This window comes from Paenibacillus aurantiacus, assembly GCF_042431225.1.
GTDB classification, from domain to species: domain Bacteria; phylum Bacillota; class Bacilli; order Paenibacillales; family Paenibacillaceae; genus Paenibacillus_Z; species Paenibacillus_Z aurantiacus.
On sequence record NZ_JBHMDO010000047.1, the window covers coordinates 145,241 to 158,716 of the forward strand.

General features: G+C 59.8%; 12 protein-coding genes. 2 read left to right on the forward strand and 10 right to left on the reverse strand.

Features of this window, described 5'->3' with window-relative positions:
• Positions 1 to 49 precede the first annotated feature (49 nt).
• On the forward strand, positions 50 to 1,819 hold the full coding sequence (locus tag ACFFSY_RS28925) for a fibronectin type III domain-containing protein (RefSeq protein WP_377501550.1): 1,770 nt from the start codon (positions 50 to 52) through the stop codon (positions 1,817 to 1,819).
• A 246-nt stretch (positions 1,820 to 2,065) separates the two neighbouring features.
• On the opposite strand, the gene ACFFSY_RS28930 is transcribed toward ACFFSY_RS28925, so the two are convergent.
• The 3 genes from ACFFSY_RS28930 to ACFFSY_RS28940 all read right to left on the reverse strand — a co-directional run bounded on the left by ACFFSY_RS28930 (position 2,066) and on the right by ACFFSY_RS28940 (position 4,675).
• Positions 2,066 to 2,704: a hypothetical protein gene (locus ACFFSY_RS28930; RefSeq protein ID WP_377500755.1), complete on the reverse strand. Its 639-nt coding sequence runs from the start codon at positions 2,702 to 2,704 to the stop codon at positions 2,066 to 2,068.
• Between the two features lie 161 nt (positions 2,705 to 2,865).
• Positions 2,866 to 3,666: an ABC transporter permease gene (locus ACFFSY_RS28935; protein ID WP_377501552.1), complete on the reverse strand. Its 801-nt coding sequence runs from the start codon at positions 3,664 to 3,666 to the stop codon at positions 2,866 to 2,868.
• 22 nt (positions 3,667 to 3,688) lie between these two features.
• Complete coding sequence (locus tag ACFFSY_RS28940) at positions 3,689 to 4,675, reverse strand: ATP-binding cassette domain-containing protein (RefSeq protein WP_377500757.1); 987 nt, start codon at positions 4,673 to 4,675, stop codon at positions 3,689 to 3,691.
• 141 nt (positions 4,676 to 4,816) lie between these two features.
• On the opposite strand from ACFFSY_RS28940, the gene ACFFSY_RS28945 reads away from it, so the two are divergent.
• Complete coding sequence (locus tag ACFFSY_RS28945; RefSeq protein ID WP_377500759.1) at positions 4,817 to 5,065, forward strand: hypothetical protein; 249 nt, start codon at positions 4,817 to 4,819, stop codon at positions 5,063 to 5,065.
• Between the two features lie 569 nt (positions 5,066 to 5,634).
• Here the strand turns inward: ACFFSY_RS28945 and ACFFSY_RS28950 are convergent.
• The 7 genes from ACFFSY_RS28950 to iolE form a co-directional block, all read right to left on the reverse strand.
• Positions 5,635 to 6,423 carry a CAP domain-containing protein gene (locus ACFFSY_RS28950; protein WP_446686139.1) on the reverse strand — a complete coding sequence of 263 codons (789 nt, stop codon included), beginning with the start codon at positions 6,421 to 6,423 and terminating at the stop codon, positions 5,635 to 5,637.
• Between the two features lie 205 nt (positions 6,424 to 6,628).
• Positions 6,629 to 7,633 carry a LacI family DNA-binding transcriptional regulator gene (locus ACFFSY_RS28955; RefSeq protein WP_377500763.1) on the reverse strand — a complete coding sequence of 335 codons (1,005 nt, stop codon included), beginning with the start codon at positions 7,631 to 7,633 and terminating at the stop codon, positions 6,629 to 6,631.
• Between the two features lie 72 nt (positions 7,634 to 7,705).
• The gene (gene iolB / locus ACFFSY_RS28960) at positions 7,706 to 8,524 is read right to left on the reverse strand and encodes a 5-deoxy-glucuronate isomerase (RefSeq protein WP_377500765.1); all 819 of its coding nucleotides are present in this window, start codon (positions 8,522 to 8,524) and stop codon (positions 7,706 to 7,708) included.
• A gap of 26 nt (positions 8,525 to 8,550) precedes the next feature.
• A complete protein-coding gene (gene iolG / locus ACFFSY_RS28965; protein ID WP_377500767.1) occupies positions 8,551 to 9,573 on the reverse strand; it encodes an inositol 2-dehydrogenase in 1,023 nt (340 codons plus the stop codon).
• A 113-nt stretch (positions 9,574 to 9,686) separates the two neighbouring features.
• Entirely contained in the window at positions 9,687 to 11,144 is a 1,458-nt protein-coding gene (locus tag ACFFSY_RS28970) for a CoA-acylating methylmalonate-semialdehyde dehydrogenase (RefSeq protein WP_377500769.1), read from the reverse strand.
• Positions 11,145 to 11,445: 301 nt separating this feature from the next.
• Positions 11,446 to 12,462, reverse strand: coding sequence for a 5-dehydro-2-deoxygluconokinase (iolC, locus tag ACFFSY_RS28975; RefSeq protein ID WP_377500771.1), 1,017 nt, complete (start codon positions 12,460 to 12,462; stop codon positions 11,446 to 11,448).
• Positions 12,452 to 13,384 (reverse strand): myo-inosose-2 dehydratase, encoded by a 933-nt coding sequence (iolE, locus tag ACFFSY_RS28980; RefSeq protein WP_377500773.1) that lies wholly within the window; start codon positions 13,382 to 13,384, stop codon positions 12,452 to 12,454. Before iolE ends, iolC begins: the two co-directional genes overlap by 11 nt.
• Positions 13,385 to 13,476: the final 92 nt, after the last annotated feature.

Genomic DNA, 13,476 nt, shown 5'->3' on the forward strand with positions numbered 1-13,476 from the left:
ACGCATGATCGGCATCATTTCGCTCGCCGCTTCATTATTGGCCGCAAGCTTGCCAGCCGCCATTATTGCGCCCGCTACCGTGCCCGTCGCATCGGCGGCGCCGGCCGGCGGCTACAAAATCGTCGGCTACTGGCACAACTTCGACAACGGTTCGGGCTTTATTCGGCTCCGCGACGTCTCGCCGGATTTCGATGTTATCAACGTCTCGTTCGCCGAGCCATCCGGCGCGGCCGGGAATATCGCCTTCACGCCCTACAATTATTCGGAGGCCGATTTCAAGGCGGACGTCGCTTATTTGAAAAGCAAGGGCAAGAAAGTCATCATCTCCATCGGCGGTGCCAACGGTCAAGTGCAGCTGACGACGATTGCCGCACGTGACGCATTCGTCAGTTCCATGAAGGGCATTATCGAGAAATACGGCTTTGACGGGCTGGACGTCGATTTCGAAGGACATTCGCTCTACCTCAACAAAGGAGATTCCGACTTCCGCAATCCGACGACCCCGGTCATCGTGAACCTGATCGACGCGTTGAAGAGCATCAACGGCTATTTCGGCACGGACAAATTCACGCTGACGATGGCGCCGGAGACGTTCTTCGTCCAACTCGGCTATCAGTTCTACGGAGGCAGCTGCATTAGCTGCGATTCGCGCGCAGGCGCCTACTTGCCGGTGATCCACGCGACGCGAGACATTTTGGATTGGCTGCAGGTGCAGAATTACAATTCCGGGCCGATCACCGGCCTGGACGATCAATATCATACGATGGGCAGCGCCGACTTCCATGTTGCGATGGCCGACATGGTGCTGACCGGCTTCCCGGTCGCGAAGAACGCGAATCAGTTCTTCCCGGCACTTCGGCAAGAGCAGGTGCTGCTCGGGCTGCCGGCCAACAACAACGCAGGTGGCGGCTTCACCCCGGTCGCCGAGGTGCAGAAGGCGCTGGATGCGCTCATCAAAGGCCAGCAATTGGCCAGCTACAAGACGCGCGGGAGCGCAACCGGATACCCGAATCTCGGCGGCCTCATGACTTGGTCGATTAACTGGGATAAGTACAACAACTTCGAGTTCTCGTCGAAGCACCGCGCTTATTTGAACGCGATCGTCCCGCCGGTGCCGGATACGCAAGCGCCAGGCGCGCCAGCTGGCCTTCTCTCAACGGCGAAGACGGCGACGACTGTCTCTCTCGCGTGGGGCGCTTCGACCGACAACGTCGGCGTTACCGGTTATACGGTGAAATATGGTTCCGTCTCGAAAGACGTGACCGGCACGTCTACGCAAATTACGGGACTTGCGCCAGATACGAACTATACGTTCACGGTCGTGGCGAAGGACGCAGCCGGCAACGTCTCGCCGGCAAGCGGCGCAGTCACCGTGCGCACGAATGCCGCAAGCGGAGATGTAAGCCCTCCGACGGCGCCAGGCAATCTGACCGTAACAGCCAAGACATCGACCAGCGTATCGCTCGGCTGGAGCGCGTCAACCGATAACGTCGGCGTCACCGGCTACACCGTCGCATTCGGTAGTTCAACATCGAGCGTGACAGATACGACCGTGACGATCGGCGGATTGACGCCGGGCACAGCGTATACGTTCTCCGTGACAGCCGTCGATGCGGCCGGCAACCGTTCGGCGGCATCCTTCGTGAGCGTGACGACCAACCCGCCGTCTGGCGCGCAGCCTTGGGCCGCAGGCATCGCCTACAAAACCGGGGACGAGGTCACGTACGGCGGCAAAACGTATACCTGCCGGCAGCCGCATACGTCGCTGCAAGGCTGGGAGCCGCCGAACGTGCCGGCACTCTGGCTGCTGAAGGCATAAGGAAGTGAAAATATAAGGCGTTTTACAATAAGGATGGGGGGCCAACAACGGCCTCCCTCCTGCTTTCTCGTTCCTGAAGGATCGTCGCGAACCTCCAACCGTCGGCAGCCGACGGTGAACGATTCGCGCGGAAGCCTCGTCGTCATTCGCCAAGCCTACCAAGTCGAAGTAGGAACTTGCCCGGGTGTTCCCACCCCTTGCCGCGCATACAAAAAAACACGCCTGATCGGCGTGTTTCCGGGTTCGTTATGCGTCCAAACCGTGTTCCTTGCGAATATTGTACAACCCTTGAATGATGATCTCCGACGGGTCCCGGTTGAGCAGCATTTGCGTTAGCAGCAGATGGAGCGGAACCGCGCATACGTTGTTGCCGTCCTTGATCTCCGGGAAGCCCGATTCGAATACGGGACCGTATTCCTGATGCCACTGCAGCCCGAGGTGCACCTCTTGGCCCTCGAACTCCTCGCGCACCGCCGCGATGCAATGCGGCACGAGCACGTTGTCGATCATCGCTTTGGCTTCGTCTTCGCCTGCAGGAGGTCGCGGCAGCAATTTGCCGCCCGGGGTCTTCATGAGTTCATAGAAGAAGGAAGCCAGCCATCCGGCAGGATCCTTGCCCGACTGGAAGCGAGCGACCAGCTCGCGCAGCAGGAAGCCGGTCACGTACGCGTCATTCGCGTCGTCCTTGACCTGGTACATGAATACCGGTCCGTAAACCTCTTGGTTCACGACTTGTCCTTCGACATCTTCGAAGTGCGTCTTCAAGGCAACGAGGCCGTTATGGAAAACCGCCTTTACCAGCTCGCCCAATTGCTCTTGGGCGTTGGCCGCCTGATCTTGCTCTTGGTTCTCGCCGATTTCTTCGTTCGTCGTTTCCTTATTCATCGTCTGCTTCACCCGTAATCCAGTATATCATCCGACCGATCAAGCCGTCTAGCAAGCGCTAACAAATTTGGAGTTACATGCTCAGGTATGGAAAAATCCCTTTCGCTTGGCCGCTTCCGCAAAAAAGCGCAGCCAGGAAAGGCTGCGCTCGATTCGACTTATTACGTTCGTTTCATATAAGCCCGCACCGTAAGCGGCGCGAATACGGCCACGATCGCTGCCGCCCCAATAAGCGCAATGGCGAGGTCCGAACCAGCTGATCCCGTATTCGTCAAATCCCGGACCGCCGAGACGAGGTGGGAAATCGGATTGATGTTGACGAACCACTGCAGCCAATCCGGCATCGTATCGACCGGCACGAAGGCGTTCGAGAGGAACGTCAGCGGGAACAACACAAGCATCGAGATGCCTTGCACGCTGGACGCCGTGCGGGCAATGACGCCGAAGAACGCGAAGATCCAGCTGACCGACCAGGAGCAGGCGATAACGAGCAGCCCGGCGAGCGCCACGTGATCCAGACCGCCGTCCGGACGGTAGCCCATGATGTAGCCCATTGCGAACGTCAATACCGTCGCGATCGTATAACGGACCGTATCCGCAAGCAACGCCCCTGCAAGTGGCGCGATACGCGCGATCGGCAGCGATTTGAACCGGTCGAACACGCCTTTGTCCATATCCTCGCGGAGTTGAACGCCTGTCACGATGGAGGTGCCGATGACGGTCTGCACGAGAATGCCCGGAATGATGACGGGCAGATAGCTCTGCACGTCGCCGGAGATGGCGCCGCCGAAGATATAGGTGAACATGAGCGTGAAGATGATCGGCTGCAGCGTGACGTCGAATAGCTGCTCAGGCGTGCGTTTGATTTTGAGGAGGCCTCGGAAAGCCATCGTAAGCGAGTTACGGATCGTCTGTCCGAGGCTCGCGCGCCGGCGAAGCGGCCGATCCGCGCCGGCTGTCATGATCGTTGTTGGTTGATTCATGTTATTTCCCCTCCGCTTTCGTCGTATCCGAAGATGATGCCCCATGTCCCGTAATCGTGAGGAACACTTCGTCGAGCGTCGGCTTCTGCACGCTCATCTCCGCCAGCTTGATCCCGTTCTCGCGCAGCTCGACCAATAGATCCGTCACCAGATCGGCATCCGCCATCGGCGCCGTAATGGTGCCCGCTTCGGGCACGAGGCTGGACGATACTTGCAATACCCGCTCCACGATTACGCGAGCTCGTTCCAGCTCTTCGCGTCGATGAACGCTCAGATGCAGCGACGAGGTTCCAACAGAAGCCTTCAACTCATCTACCGTTCCTTCTGCGACGACGTGACCGCGGTCGATGACCGCGATCCGGTCGGCCAGCTGGTCAGCCTCCTCCAAATACTGCGTCGTGAGCAGTACGGTCGAGCCCGTCTTGACGAGCCGGCGGATCGTCTCCCACATCTGCGTTCGGGTTCGCGGGTCCAGGCCTGTCGTCGGCTCATCCAGGAAGATGAGCGGAGGCTGCGCGATCAGGCTTGCCGCCAGGTCCAGCCGCCGCCGCATCCCGCCGGAGAAATTTTTGAGCGGCCGCTTCGCCGCCTCCGTGAGTCCGAATTCCTCCAGCAGCTCCTGCGCCTTCTTCTTCGCCTCGGCGCGCCCGAGTCCAAGCAACCGCGAGAAGACGATCAAATTCTCGGTCGCGCTCAGCGATTCGTCAACAGAGGCGTACTGCCCTGTTACCCCGATCAGCTGACGGACGATGTGCGACTCCTTGGCCACGTCATGGCCGAAGATCCGCGCCGAGCCCGCATCCGGACGCAGCAGCGTCGCCAGCATGCGAATCGTCGTCGTCTTGCCCGCCCCGTTCGGGCCGAGCACCCCGTAGATCGAGCCCGTCTTCACGTTCAGATCGACGCCGTCCACCGCGCGGTTGTCGCCGAACGTTTTGACCAGCCCGCGCGCCTCGACCGCCCATTCTCCTTTGTGTACCTGTACCATCGTTGTTCCTCCTGTATGCTTTGATAGGGTTGATTCTAACGGGTGAATTTAAACGGAAGTTAAACGAACCGGAAATCCTTCGTCTCCACTGTACCTGATTTTCGATCATCTCGATTCCGTCTCGGGACGGAGGCTTGCGAGGTGCTCACGGAGGAGGAGGCGGACAGCGCCAGGGTAGACTCTTTCCAATACAGCCGGGCTTCGGCCGCCTGCGACGAGTGCATTCGTCGGGAAGCAAAATACGGCCTAAAGCATGTAACGCTTCAGGCCGCAATAGCGGTGTTGGCTCTTCGGTTATTGGACTGCGGAGAGGCTGCTGGCGGCAAACTGGTGACCAACTGTCGCTGGAGCTTTACGGCAAAGTTCATGATCAAGGAAAAACGGAAATAGGGACTGCGTTCCATTGTTCGGGTCCCGTCTTGCTTGCGATCAATCGAATATTCGAACCAGCACTCGGAACACTCCGCGAACAAGCAGGTCGACGACAACCTCCGACCAAAGGTCGTGAAACCAATTGGTTCTCGTCTCTGACCGCCCTCTGCGTCCTCGCTTCATCCGCATCGCCCCTATCAAGTGTGATCCTCTACATACGGCCGACCTGCGGGAGGGTTGCTGAGGTGATAAACGACGCCGCCACGCAAGAAGTCGTGACGCAAGCATCGTCGAAATACAGTCATGCTAATCAACTCCGCTTCGCTGTCGACGACGATGCCGCATTATACATCCCTGTTGTCGGAAGTTCTATCGCAGGCGGAGGACTTTAAAGAGGCAATGAAGCGGAGCGTCATGGAGAACTTCTTCTCGTAATTGATCGTTCGTGCGAAACGTACGGCTGTATGCCAAACAACCACGTCCATGTTGAACGTGGTTGTTGTCGTTATCGCGAACAAATTTCGTAGGGACGATGCCAGCCCAAGTCGAGCTGATTACTTCCGTAACCTAACCTATCCTAACCTAACCTAACCGGTAAACTCCTGAACCCACTCGCCATTATAGTAAGCGATGCCGATCTGAGTATAGCCGTTCTTGAGAATATTGGCGCGATGCCCTGGGCTATTCATCCACTGGGTCATCACTTCCTGCGGCGTCCGCTGGCCTTTCGCAATGTTCTCGCCTGCCATCCGATAGGTGATCCCGAATGCTTTCATCATATCGAATGGCGAGCCGTATGTTGGCGACTGGTGGGCAAAATAATTGTTGTTGTACATATCCTGCGCCTTCGCCATCGCCACTTTCGAGAGCGAAGCATTCATGGTGAGCGGCTGAAGGCCCGCGTTCGAGCGTTCTTTGTTCACGATCGTCAACACTTGCTGCGCAAATTGCGACGAGCCGGAAGACGGCTGCGCAGCGGCAGGCTGCCGGGTAGCCGGTTGCTGGACAGCCGGTTGTCCCGTGGCGGGCTGCTGCTTATACGTGCCTGTCGGCCACCCCATACCCGGCTGAACGGACCCATACTGGCTGCCTGCCGGGTACTGCCCCGTCCAATAATATGCCCCATTCGGGAGTTGGCCTTGTCCGATTCGAATGGTGATGCCGTTTGGCAGCTGTTTCGCGCGCAGCGTCCCGTTGCCGTCGCCGCCCGGGTGCGTAGCGATCGACGATGCTTGATTCGTGTGTCGGGAAGGGGCTGCTACACCTGAATGCCGGATGACTTTGGCCGGAACGGCAGCCTGCTGTCTCGTTGTCTCCTGGTGGCTTGAACAACCGGCGACAATGAGGACAGCGGCGAGAATGATACCTTTTTTCATCATAATATAATCTCCCTTAAATCAACGATTTGAATGCGATTTAAGGCTTTGTTTAATCGATATGAATTATTCCGCGGCCGCAATGGAATGATAAGCCATACGGGATAAGTAGGCTTCGCGCCTGAAGCGAACCGTGCAACGCGAACAACCACGTCCTCCCGAACGTGGGTTGTCGACTCGATTATAGTGCCGAGCTGCGGATTGTTCATTCCGGAGGCCGGGATGCCGCCGATTGCCGTATCGATAGCGCGGGCGTCAGCACGATTCGCTCGGGACGCTCTTCCGGCTGCTCAATTAGGCGAACAAGCAGTCGAACGACCGTCTGCCCCATCTGCTCGATCGGCTGGGCGATGGTCGTCAGCGGCGGATCCGTCACGGAAGCGAGCACCGTATCGTCGAATCCGACGATCGAGCAGTCGCGCGGAATTCGAAGTCCCAGCTGTTTGGCCGCCCGGAGCGCGCCAATCGCCAGCATATCGTTGCAGCAGAAGATCGCCGTTGGCCGGTCGTCCCCTTGAAGAAGCTCCAGCGCCTGGTTCATGCTCTCCTTCATGCCGCTGCTCCGCACAAGCGCCGGATCAAGGACGATCCCGGCCGCAGCCAGCGTCTGCCTGAACCCGCGCACGCGTTCCCGGCTGCTGCTGACCGACTCTTCTTCGGCCAATACGGCAAACTTGCGGTGACCGAGCGCGATCAGATGCGCCGCGGCTGCCGCGCCCCCCGCGTGATCGTCCACGACGACGGAGGGCACCTGCGCGGACGGGATCTCCCGCGCGAGGAAGGCGGTCGGAATGCCGCCGTGCAGCAGCGGGTCCAGCGCCGACAGCTCCTTCAAGCCCGTGCCGATAATGACGCCGTCGACGTTCTTCTGCTGGAGCAGCGCGGCATAATGTTCGACTTTCTCGTCCTTGTTATCCGTGCTGCATATAAAGACGCTGTAGCCATGCCGCTGTCCCTCGTCTTCGACCGCCCTGGCGATCTCGGCAAAGAAGGGGTTGGAGATGTCCGGCACCAGCAAACCCAGCGCATACGTCTTCTTCCCGGTAAGCGCGGAAGCGATCATGCTTGGTTTATAGCCCATGCGCACCATAATGCGCCGGATTTCTTCGCGGCGTTCCTTGCTGATCTTTCCTTTGCCGTTAATGACATGGGATACGGTCGCGATGGATACGCCAGCTTCCTTGGCAACGTCATATATGGTCGCTTTCATGGTTTAGGTTCTCCATTCGCTGGTAATCGGTTACAGTTCCATTATGCTCGCAATAGAGACCGCTTTCAATGATTATCTGGCCGCCGGCGGCGGCATCAGCCATGCGTGCGCCGGGTCGTTGTAGAACTTCCATATTCGAGTCGGTCCCGCCATAACGTTCAAATAATAGACGTCATAGCCTGGCGGCGCCGACACGGGATGGTATCCTCTTGGCACGAGCACGGCCTCGCCGTCCGCGACGGCTAGCGTCTCGTCCAGCGAACGATCATCGGTGTAGACGCGCTGAACCGCGAAGCCCTGCGCCGGATTCGTATGGTAATAATAGGTTTCCTCCAGGAGCGATTCCTCCGGCAGGAAGTCGCGGTCATGCTTGTGCGGTGGGTAACTCGACCAATGTCCGCCTGGCGTGAATACTTCCACGACGAGCAGGCTGTCCGCCGGCTCGCTCTCCGGCAGAATATTGTGCACGAGCCGCGCCATGCTGCCGCTTCCCCTATGCTCGACGCCAACCTGCCCAGGCGCGATCAGCCGCGCCGCGTGCCCGCCTTTGCCCGGCGCCAGGCAGACGGCCAGTTCCAGCTCGGTCAGCGCCGTCACGCTATAATGGTCGCCGCTTGGCACATAGACCGAATAAGGCGGGGATTGCTCGAATACGCTCATTCGCTCGCCGATGCCGCTCCAACGCTCCTCGGTCGTCGATACGTCCGCCTTGCCGCTAAGCAGCACCAAGCACGCTTCCTGATCGCCCGTCTCGCGCCGCAGCGTCTGCCCCGGCACCAGCTTGAACACGTCGAATCCGACGTAATCCCAGCCTGCGGATTGCGGCGTGATCGAGAGGACGCAGCCGTCTTCGCCGGGCGAAGATTGTGCGGGTACGATTAAGTTGGCCATACGCTTTTTCCCCCTCCGTTCCCTCATTATGCGAGCGCGGTCAATTCGGTCAGCTTCACCGGTCTGCCCAGCTTAACGGACTCCTTCGCCGCTCGCGCGATCAGCTCCGCCTGCAGCCCGTCGAACCCTTCGACCGGAAGCGGCCGATCGTTCAGCACGCTGTCGATGAACTGTCTCGTCTCTTCGATGTAGGCGTCGTTGTAGCGCTCCAGGAAGAAGTGCAGCGGCTTGTCGCGCGCAATGCTCTCCCCGTCGCTGACGACGACCGTGTTCGGATAATCGTTGTCGGCCGCTATCGCTCCCTTCGAGCCGAACACTTCGACGCGCTGATCGTAGCCGTAGGCGGCGCGGCGGCTGTTGTCGATGACGGCCATCGCTCCGCTGGCGAAAGTGAGCGTCGTAATCGCCGTATCGAGATCGCCGTGCTCCCGGAATACCGGATCGACCAACACCGCGCCTTGCGCATATACGGTCTCGACCTCGCTGCCGGCCAAGAAACGCGCCATGTCGAAATCATGGATCGCCATGTCCATGAAAATGCCGCCGGACACTTGAATGTATGTCGCGCTCGGCGGATTCGGGTCTCGCGAGGTAATCTTGATCAGATGGGGCTCGCCCGCGCGCCCTTGCTCCACTAGCTCGCGCAGCCGCTTGAAGTTATGGTCGAACCGGCGGTTGAAGCCGATCTGCAGCTTCACGCCCGCCGTCCGGACCGCTTCGAGCGCGTCCCTGGTCCGGTTCACGTCCATGCTGACCGGCTTCTCGCAGAAAATATGTTTGCCCGCTTCCGCCGCCTGAATAATTAGCGGCACGTGCGTGTCCGTAGAAGAGCAAATAAAGATGGCGTCGATATCCGGATGTCCGATCAGCTCGGCGCTATCCGTCGTCACGATGCCGATGCCGCGTTCGCTCGCCCATGTTTGCAGCTCCTCGCCCGCGAACAGATCGCTAACCGCGACGACCTCCGCATTCCCCATGCGGAGCAAATTATCGGCATGGATTTTGCCGATGCGCCCCGCGCCGATAATGCCTACTCTCACCTTGCCCATGCTGCCGCTCCTCCCGAGTCGGGCGCTCCGCCATCGTTGGCTTTGCACCGGGTCCTCTTTTATTGCATGTATGCGATAGTTCGAACCAATTGTATTGCCGCTTGCGCCATTCATTACCAGCGAGCTGTTACCATCTTCTTACGCGTGTAGAACTCGACGCCGTCCGTGCCATTGGCATGAAGATCGCCATAGAACGAGTCCTTCCAGCCGGAGAACGGGAAGAACGCCATCGGCGCAGGCACGCCGAGGTTGATGCCGAGCATACCGGCGTCGATTGTCTCGCGGAACTGGCGGACGTGGCTGCCGTTCTGCGTGAACAGGCACGCCCCGTTCGCGAACGACGAGCGGTTGGCGATGTCTATCGCCTCGTCCAGCGTCGCGGCGCGCATGATGGCGAGCACCGGCGCGAAAATCTCATCCTTCCAGATTTTCATCTCGCAGCTGACGTGATCAAAGATCGTCGGGCCGACGAAATAACCGCCTGCGCTTGCCGCGGCGTCTTTACGGCCATCACGCAGCAGCTTCGCGCCTTCCCGTTCGCCTGCCTCGATGTAGCCGAGCGTGCGCGTCTTGTGCGAATCGCGGATGACCGGTCCGAGGAATACGCCCTCTTCCAGCCCGTTGCCCATCGTGATCGCGTCCGCCGCCTGCTGCAGCTTCGCTACGAGCGGATCCGCGACGTCGCCAACCGCGATGACGACCGCGCACGCCATGCAGCGCTCGCCTGCCGAGCCGAAGGCCGCGGACACGATCTGGTTCACGGCCGCGTCGAGATCGCAATCCGGCATGACGATCGAATGGTTCTTCGCGCCCGCCAACGCCTGGACGCGTTTGCCGCTGGCCGTGCCGGTCTTGTAGACGTACTCCGCCACCGGCTGCGAGCCGACGAACGAGACCGCGGCGACGTCGCGGTTCTCCAGGATGCCGTTAACGACGTCATGCGCGCCGTGGACGATGCTCAGCACGCCCGCCGGCAGGCCCGCTTCCGCGAACAGCTCGGCCAGCCGGGCCGCCAAGAGCGGCGTCCGCTCCGACGGCTTCAGCACGAATGCATTGCCGCACGCGATGGCGAGCGGGAACATCCAGCACGGCACCATCATCGGGAAGTTGAACGGCGTGATGCCGCCGACGACGCCGATCGGATAGCGGTACATGCCCGATTCGAGATTGGAGGCGATATCCGGCAGCTGCTTGCCCATCATGAGCGTCGGCGCGCCCGCCGCGAATTCGACGCATTCGATGCCGCGCTGCACTTCGCCGTACGCTTCGGTGTAGCTTTTGCCGTTCTCCAGCGTGATCAGCCGCGCCAGCTCATCCCAATGATCGACGAGCAGCTGCTGGTACTTGAACAGCACGCGCGCGCGGCGCGGCACGGGCGTCTTGCTCCAGCCGCGGAACGCGGTCTTCGCGGCAGCGACCGCCTCGTCCAGCTCTTCGCGGGACGAGATCGGCACGTGGGCCAGCACCTCTTCGGTCGCCGGGTTGTAGACCGGCTCGGTCCGGCCGGAACGGGACGGCACCCACTGGCCGCCGATGAGGTTGTTGAGAGTTGGGACGGATGCGTTGGTCATTGGTGGTTCCCCGCTTTCGTTAATTTTATATTTCGAATAAGAAACCGCTGCGCAAGAGTGATGATCTTTCGATCGCTGTTGTTCACGGATATCTCGAATGTAGTAAATCAAGGTGGATATCCGCTCACAAACTGGTGATTGGTTTGCGCTCCTGGCAGAGAGCGCAGCATTCACCAAAGGCGAACGCTATAGGTGATTGGTTTGCGCTTCAGATCAGAAGCGCAGCATTCACCATTGCTTCTCCAGATTCATCTCTCTTTCTCCGCTCTTTGTTCGCGAAATATGATTAAACTCAAGATATTTAGTCGCTCGTAATCTCGCCCTTCAAGCACCGCTCAATATACTCATGCACTTCCGGCGCCTTCGGCATCGCGTCCGAGCAGCTGTGGCTGGAGATGACGATGCACGCCGCGGCGCTGCCGAACTCCATGCTGGCGCTGATGTCCCAGCCCTGCATGAGACCGTACAGGAAACCGGCTGCGTAAGAGTCGCCCGCCCCGAACGTCTTGACGACCTTGGCCGGAAAACTTCTTGCCCGGTGCGAGTTGCCGTCTTTCGAGTACGCAATCGAACCGTCTTTGCCATGCTTGATGATGACGATGTCGGCAGAGTGGTCGAACCACTTCGCCGCCGTAATACGATCGTCCCGCTCCGGATTGTTTCCGAGCCGTTCCATCATGTCGAATTCTTCGCGGGTGCCGATGATGATATCGCATTTCTCGGCGGCCAGGTTGTAATACACGGCCGTCTCTTCATCGGATGTCCACGTGTAGGGACGGTAGTCGAGATCGAAGGCAATGACGGCGCCGTGCTTCTTCGCGTATTCCAACGCCTGGAACACCGCTTCGCGCGAAGGGCTCTTCGCCAGCGCCGTGCCGGAGATGAGCAGCATCTTCGCATCGGCGATGAGCGATTCCGGCACTTCACCCGCTTCGAGCAGCAGATCGGCGACGTTGTCCCGGTACATCAGTATGCTGCAATCCGTCGGGCTCTTGATTTCCGTGAACGCGAGCCCCGTGACGGCGCCCGTCCGGTCGATCGAGACGCCTGAAGCGTCGATGCCTTCCCGGTCGAGATAGCCGGTAATGAAGCGGCCCATCTGGTCGTTCGCTACCTTGCCGATAAAGCCGGTCTTGAGCCCAAGCCTGGACATGCCGATGCAGATGTTTGCCGGCGAGCCGCCGACGTATTTGGTGAAGGTGACGGTCTCCTCCATCGGCCGGTTGATCTCGTTGGCGTTCAGATCGATGCACAGCCGGCCAATGGCGACGAAATCGAGCGGCTTCGCCTCGCTGAATGTGATCGCGTTACTGGTCATGTCCAGCCCCTTCCCGCGCTCCGTTCGGAATCAGCGTGTCGATATAGTCCAGCGCCTCGCGCGCATATTCGTATGGCGGATGTAGCGCCGGATCCTGCTCGCCCTCGAGCATCGCCCAGCCGTCATAGCCCCGCTCGACCAGCTCCGCGACGATCGGCGCGAAATCGATGCAGCCGTCCCCCGGCACGGTGAACACGCCTTTGCGGATGCAGGTGACGAAGTCTGAGCCCTCCGCGCGCGCCTCGTCCAGCACGGCCCGACGAACGTCCTTCAGATGGATGTAAGCGATGCGGTCGTAATGCTTGCGCAGCACCTGCAGCGGATCGGCTCCGCCATAATACGCGTGTCCCGTGTCATATAGCAGCCAGACGAGCGAAGGGTCGGTTAGTTCCATAAGCCGGTCGATCTCCTCGCCGGACTCCACGACGGTGCCGCCGTGATGATGGTACGTCAGCTTCAGCCCATATTCCTGCGCAATGCTCCCCGCCGCGTTCAGCCCTTCCGCCAAGGCGCGCCAACCGGCATCGTCTAATCGGAGGACTTCCTTCTCGCTGGGCGTACGGCGCGGGTCAAAGTGAAGCGATCCCCCGACCTCTGCCGTGCTGACGACCGTGCTGCCCATGCCGCTCAGAAACTCGCAATGCGCCCGGTAAGCCGCCAGTTCCGACTCCCGGTACGCGGGATCGGACAGCAGGACGGATTTCCACTGGGAGACGAGCTGGATGCCCCGGGAATCAAGCTCCTGCTTCAGCACGACCGGGTCTTGCGGATATTTGCGCCCCATCTCCGTGCCGGTTAACCCCAACCGCCGAATATCGTCCAAAATCGTCTCGTACGTCGTATCCGCTCCATGCTCGCGGACGTCCTCGCCCACCCAGTTGATCGGGTGAACGCCGATGCGGAACGGTCGTTTGTCGCTCATGCGCTTCCTCCTCGCTATTTTTGCTCCTATATGGATTTCCGGCGCCGTCCCCCGCGAGCCGGTAACCCGAGGTGAAACGGAACGGATTCATA

Bases quoted from the DNA above. Each gene is read 5' to 3' on its own strand.
- ACFFSY_RS28930 (WP_377500755.1), bottom strand. From the start codon at position 2,704: ATGAATAAGGAAACGACGAACGAAGAAATCGGCGAGAACCAAGAGCAA.
- ACFFSY_RS28935 (WP_377501552.1), bottom strand. From the start codon at position 3,666: ATGACAGCCGGCGCGGATCGGCCGCTTCGCCGGCGCGCGAGCCTCGGA.
- ACFFSY_RS28940 (WP_377500757.1), bottom strand. From the start codon at position 4,675: ATGGTACAGGTACACAAAGGAGAATGGGCGGTCGAGGCGCGCGGGCTG.
- ACFFSY_RS28950 (WP_446686139.1), bottom strand. From the start codon at position 6,423: ATGAAAAAAGGTATCATTCTCGCCGCTGTCCTCATTGTCGCCGGTTGT.
- ACFFSY_RS28955 (WP_377500763.1), bottom strand. From the start codon at position 7,633: ATGAAAGCGACCATATATGACGTTGCCAAGGAAGCTGGCGTATCCATC.
- iolB (WP_377500765.1), bottom strand. From the start codon at position 8,524: ATGGCCAACTTAATCGTACCCGCACAATCTTCGCCCGGCGAAGACGGC.
- iolG (WP_377500767.1), bottom strand. From the start codon at position 9,573: ATGGGCAAGGTGAGAGTAGGCATTATCGGCGCGGGGCGCATCGGCAAA.
- ACFFSY_RS28970 (WP_377500769.1), bottom strand. From the start codon at position 11,144: ATGACCAACGCATCCGTCCCAACTCTCAACAACCTCATCGGCGGCCAG.
- iolC (WP_377500771.1), bottom strand. From the start codon at position 12,462: ATGACCAGTAACGCGATCACATTCAGCGAGGCGAAGCCGCTCGATTTC.
- iolE (WP_377500773.1), bottom strand. From the start codon at position 13,384: ATGAGCGACAAACGACCGTTCCGCATCGGCGTTCACCCGATCAACTGG.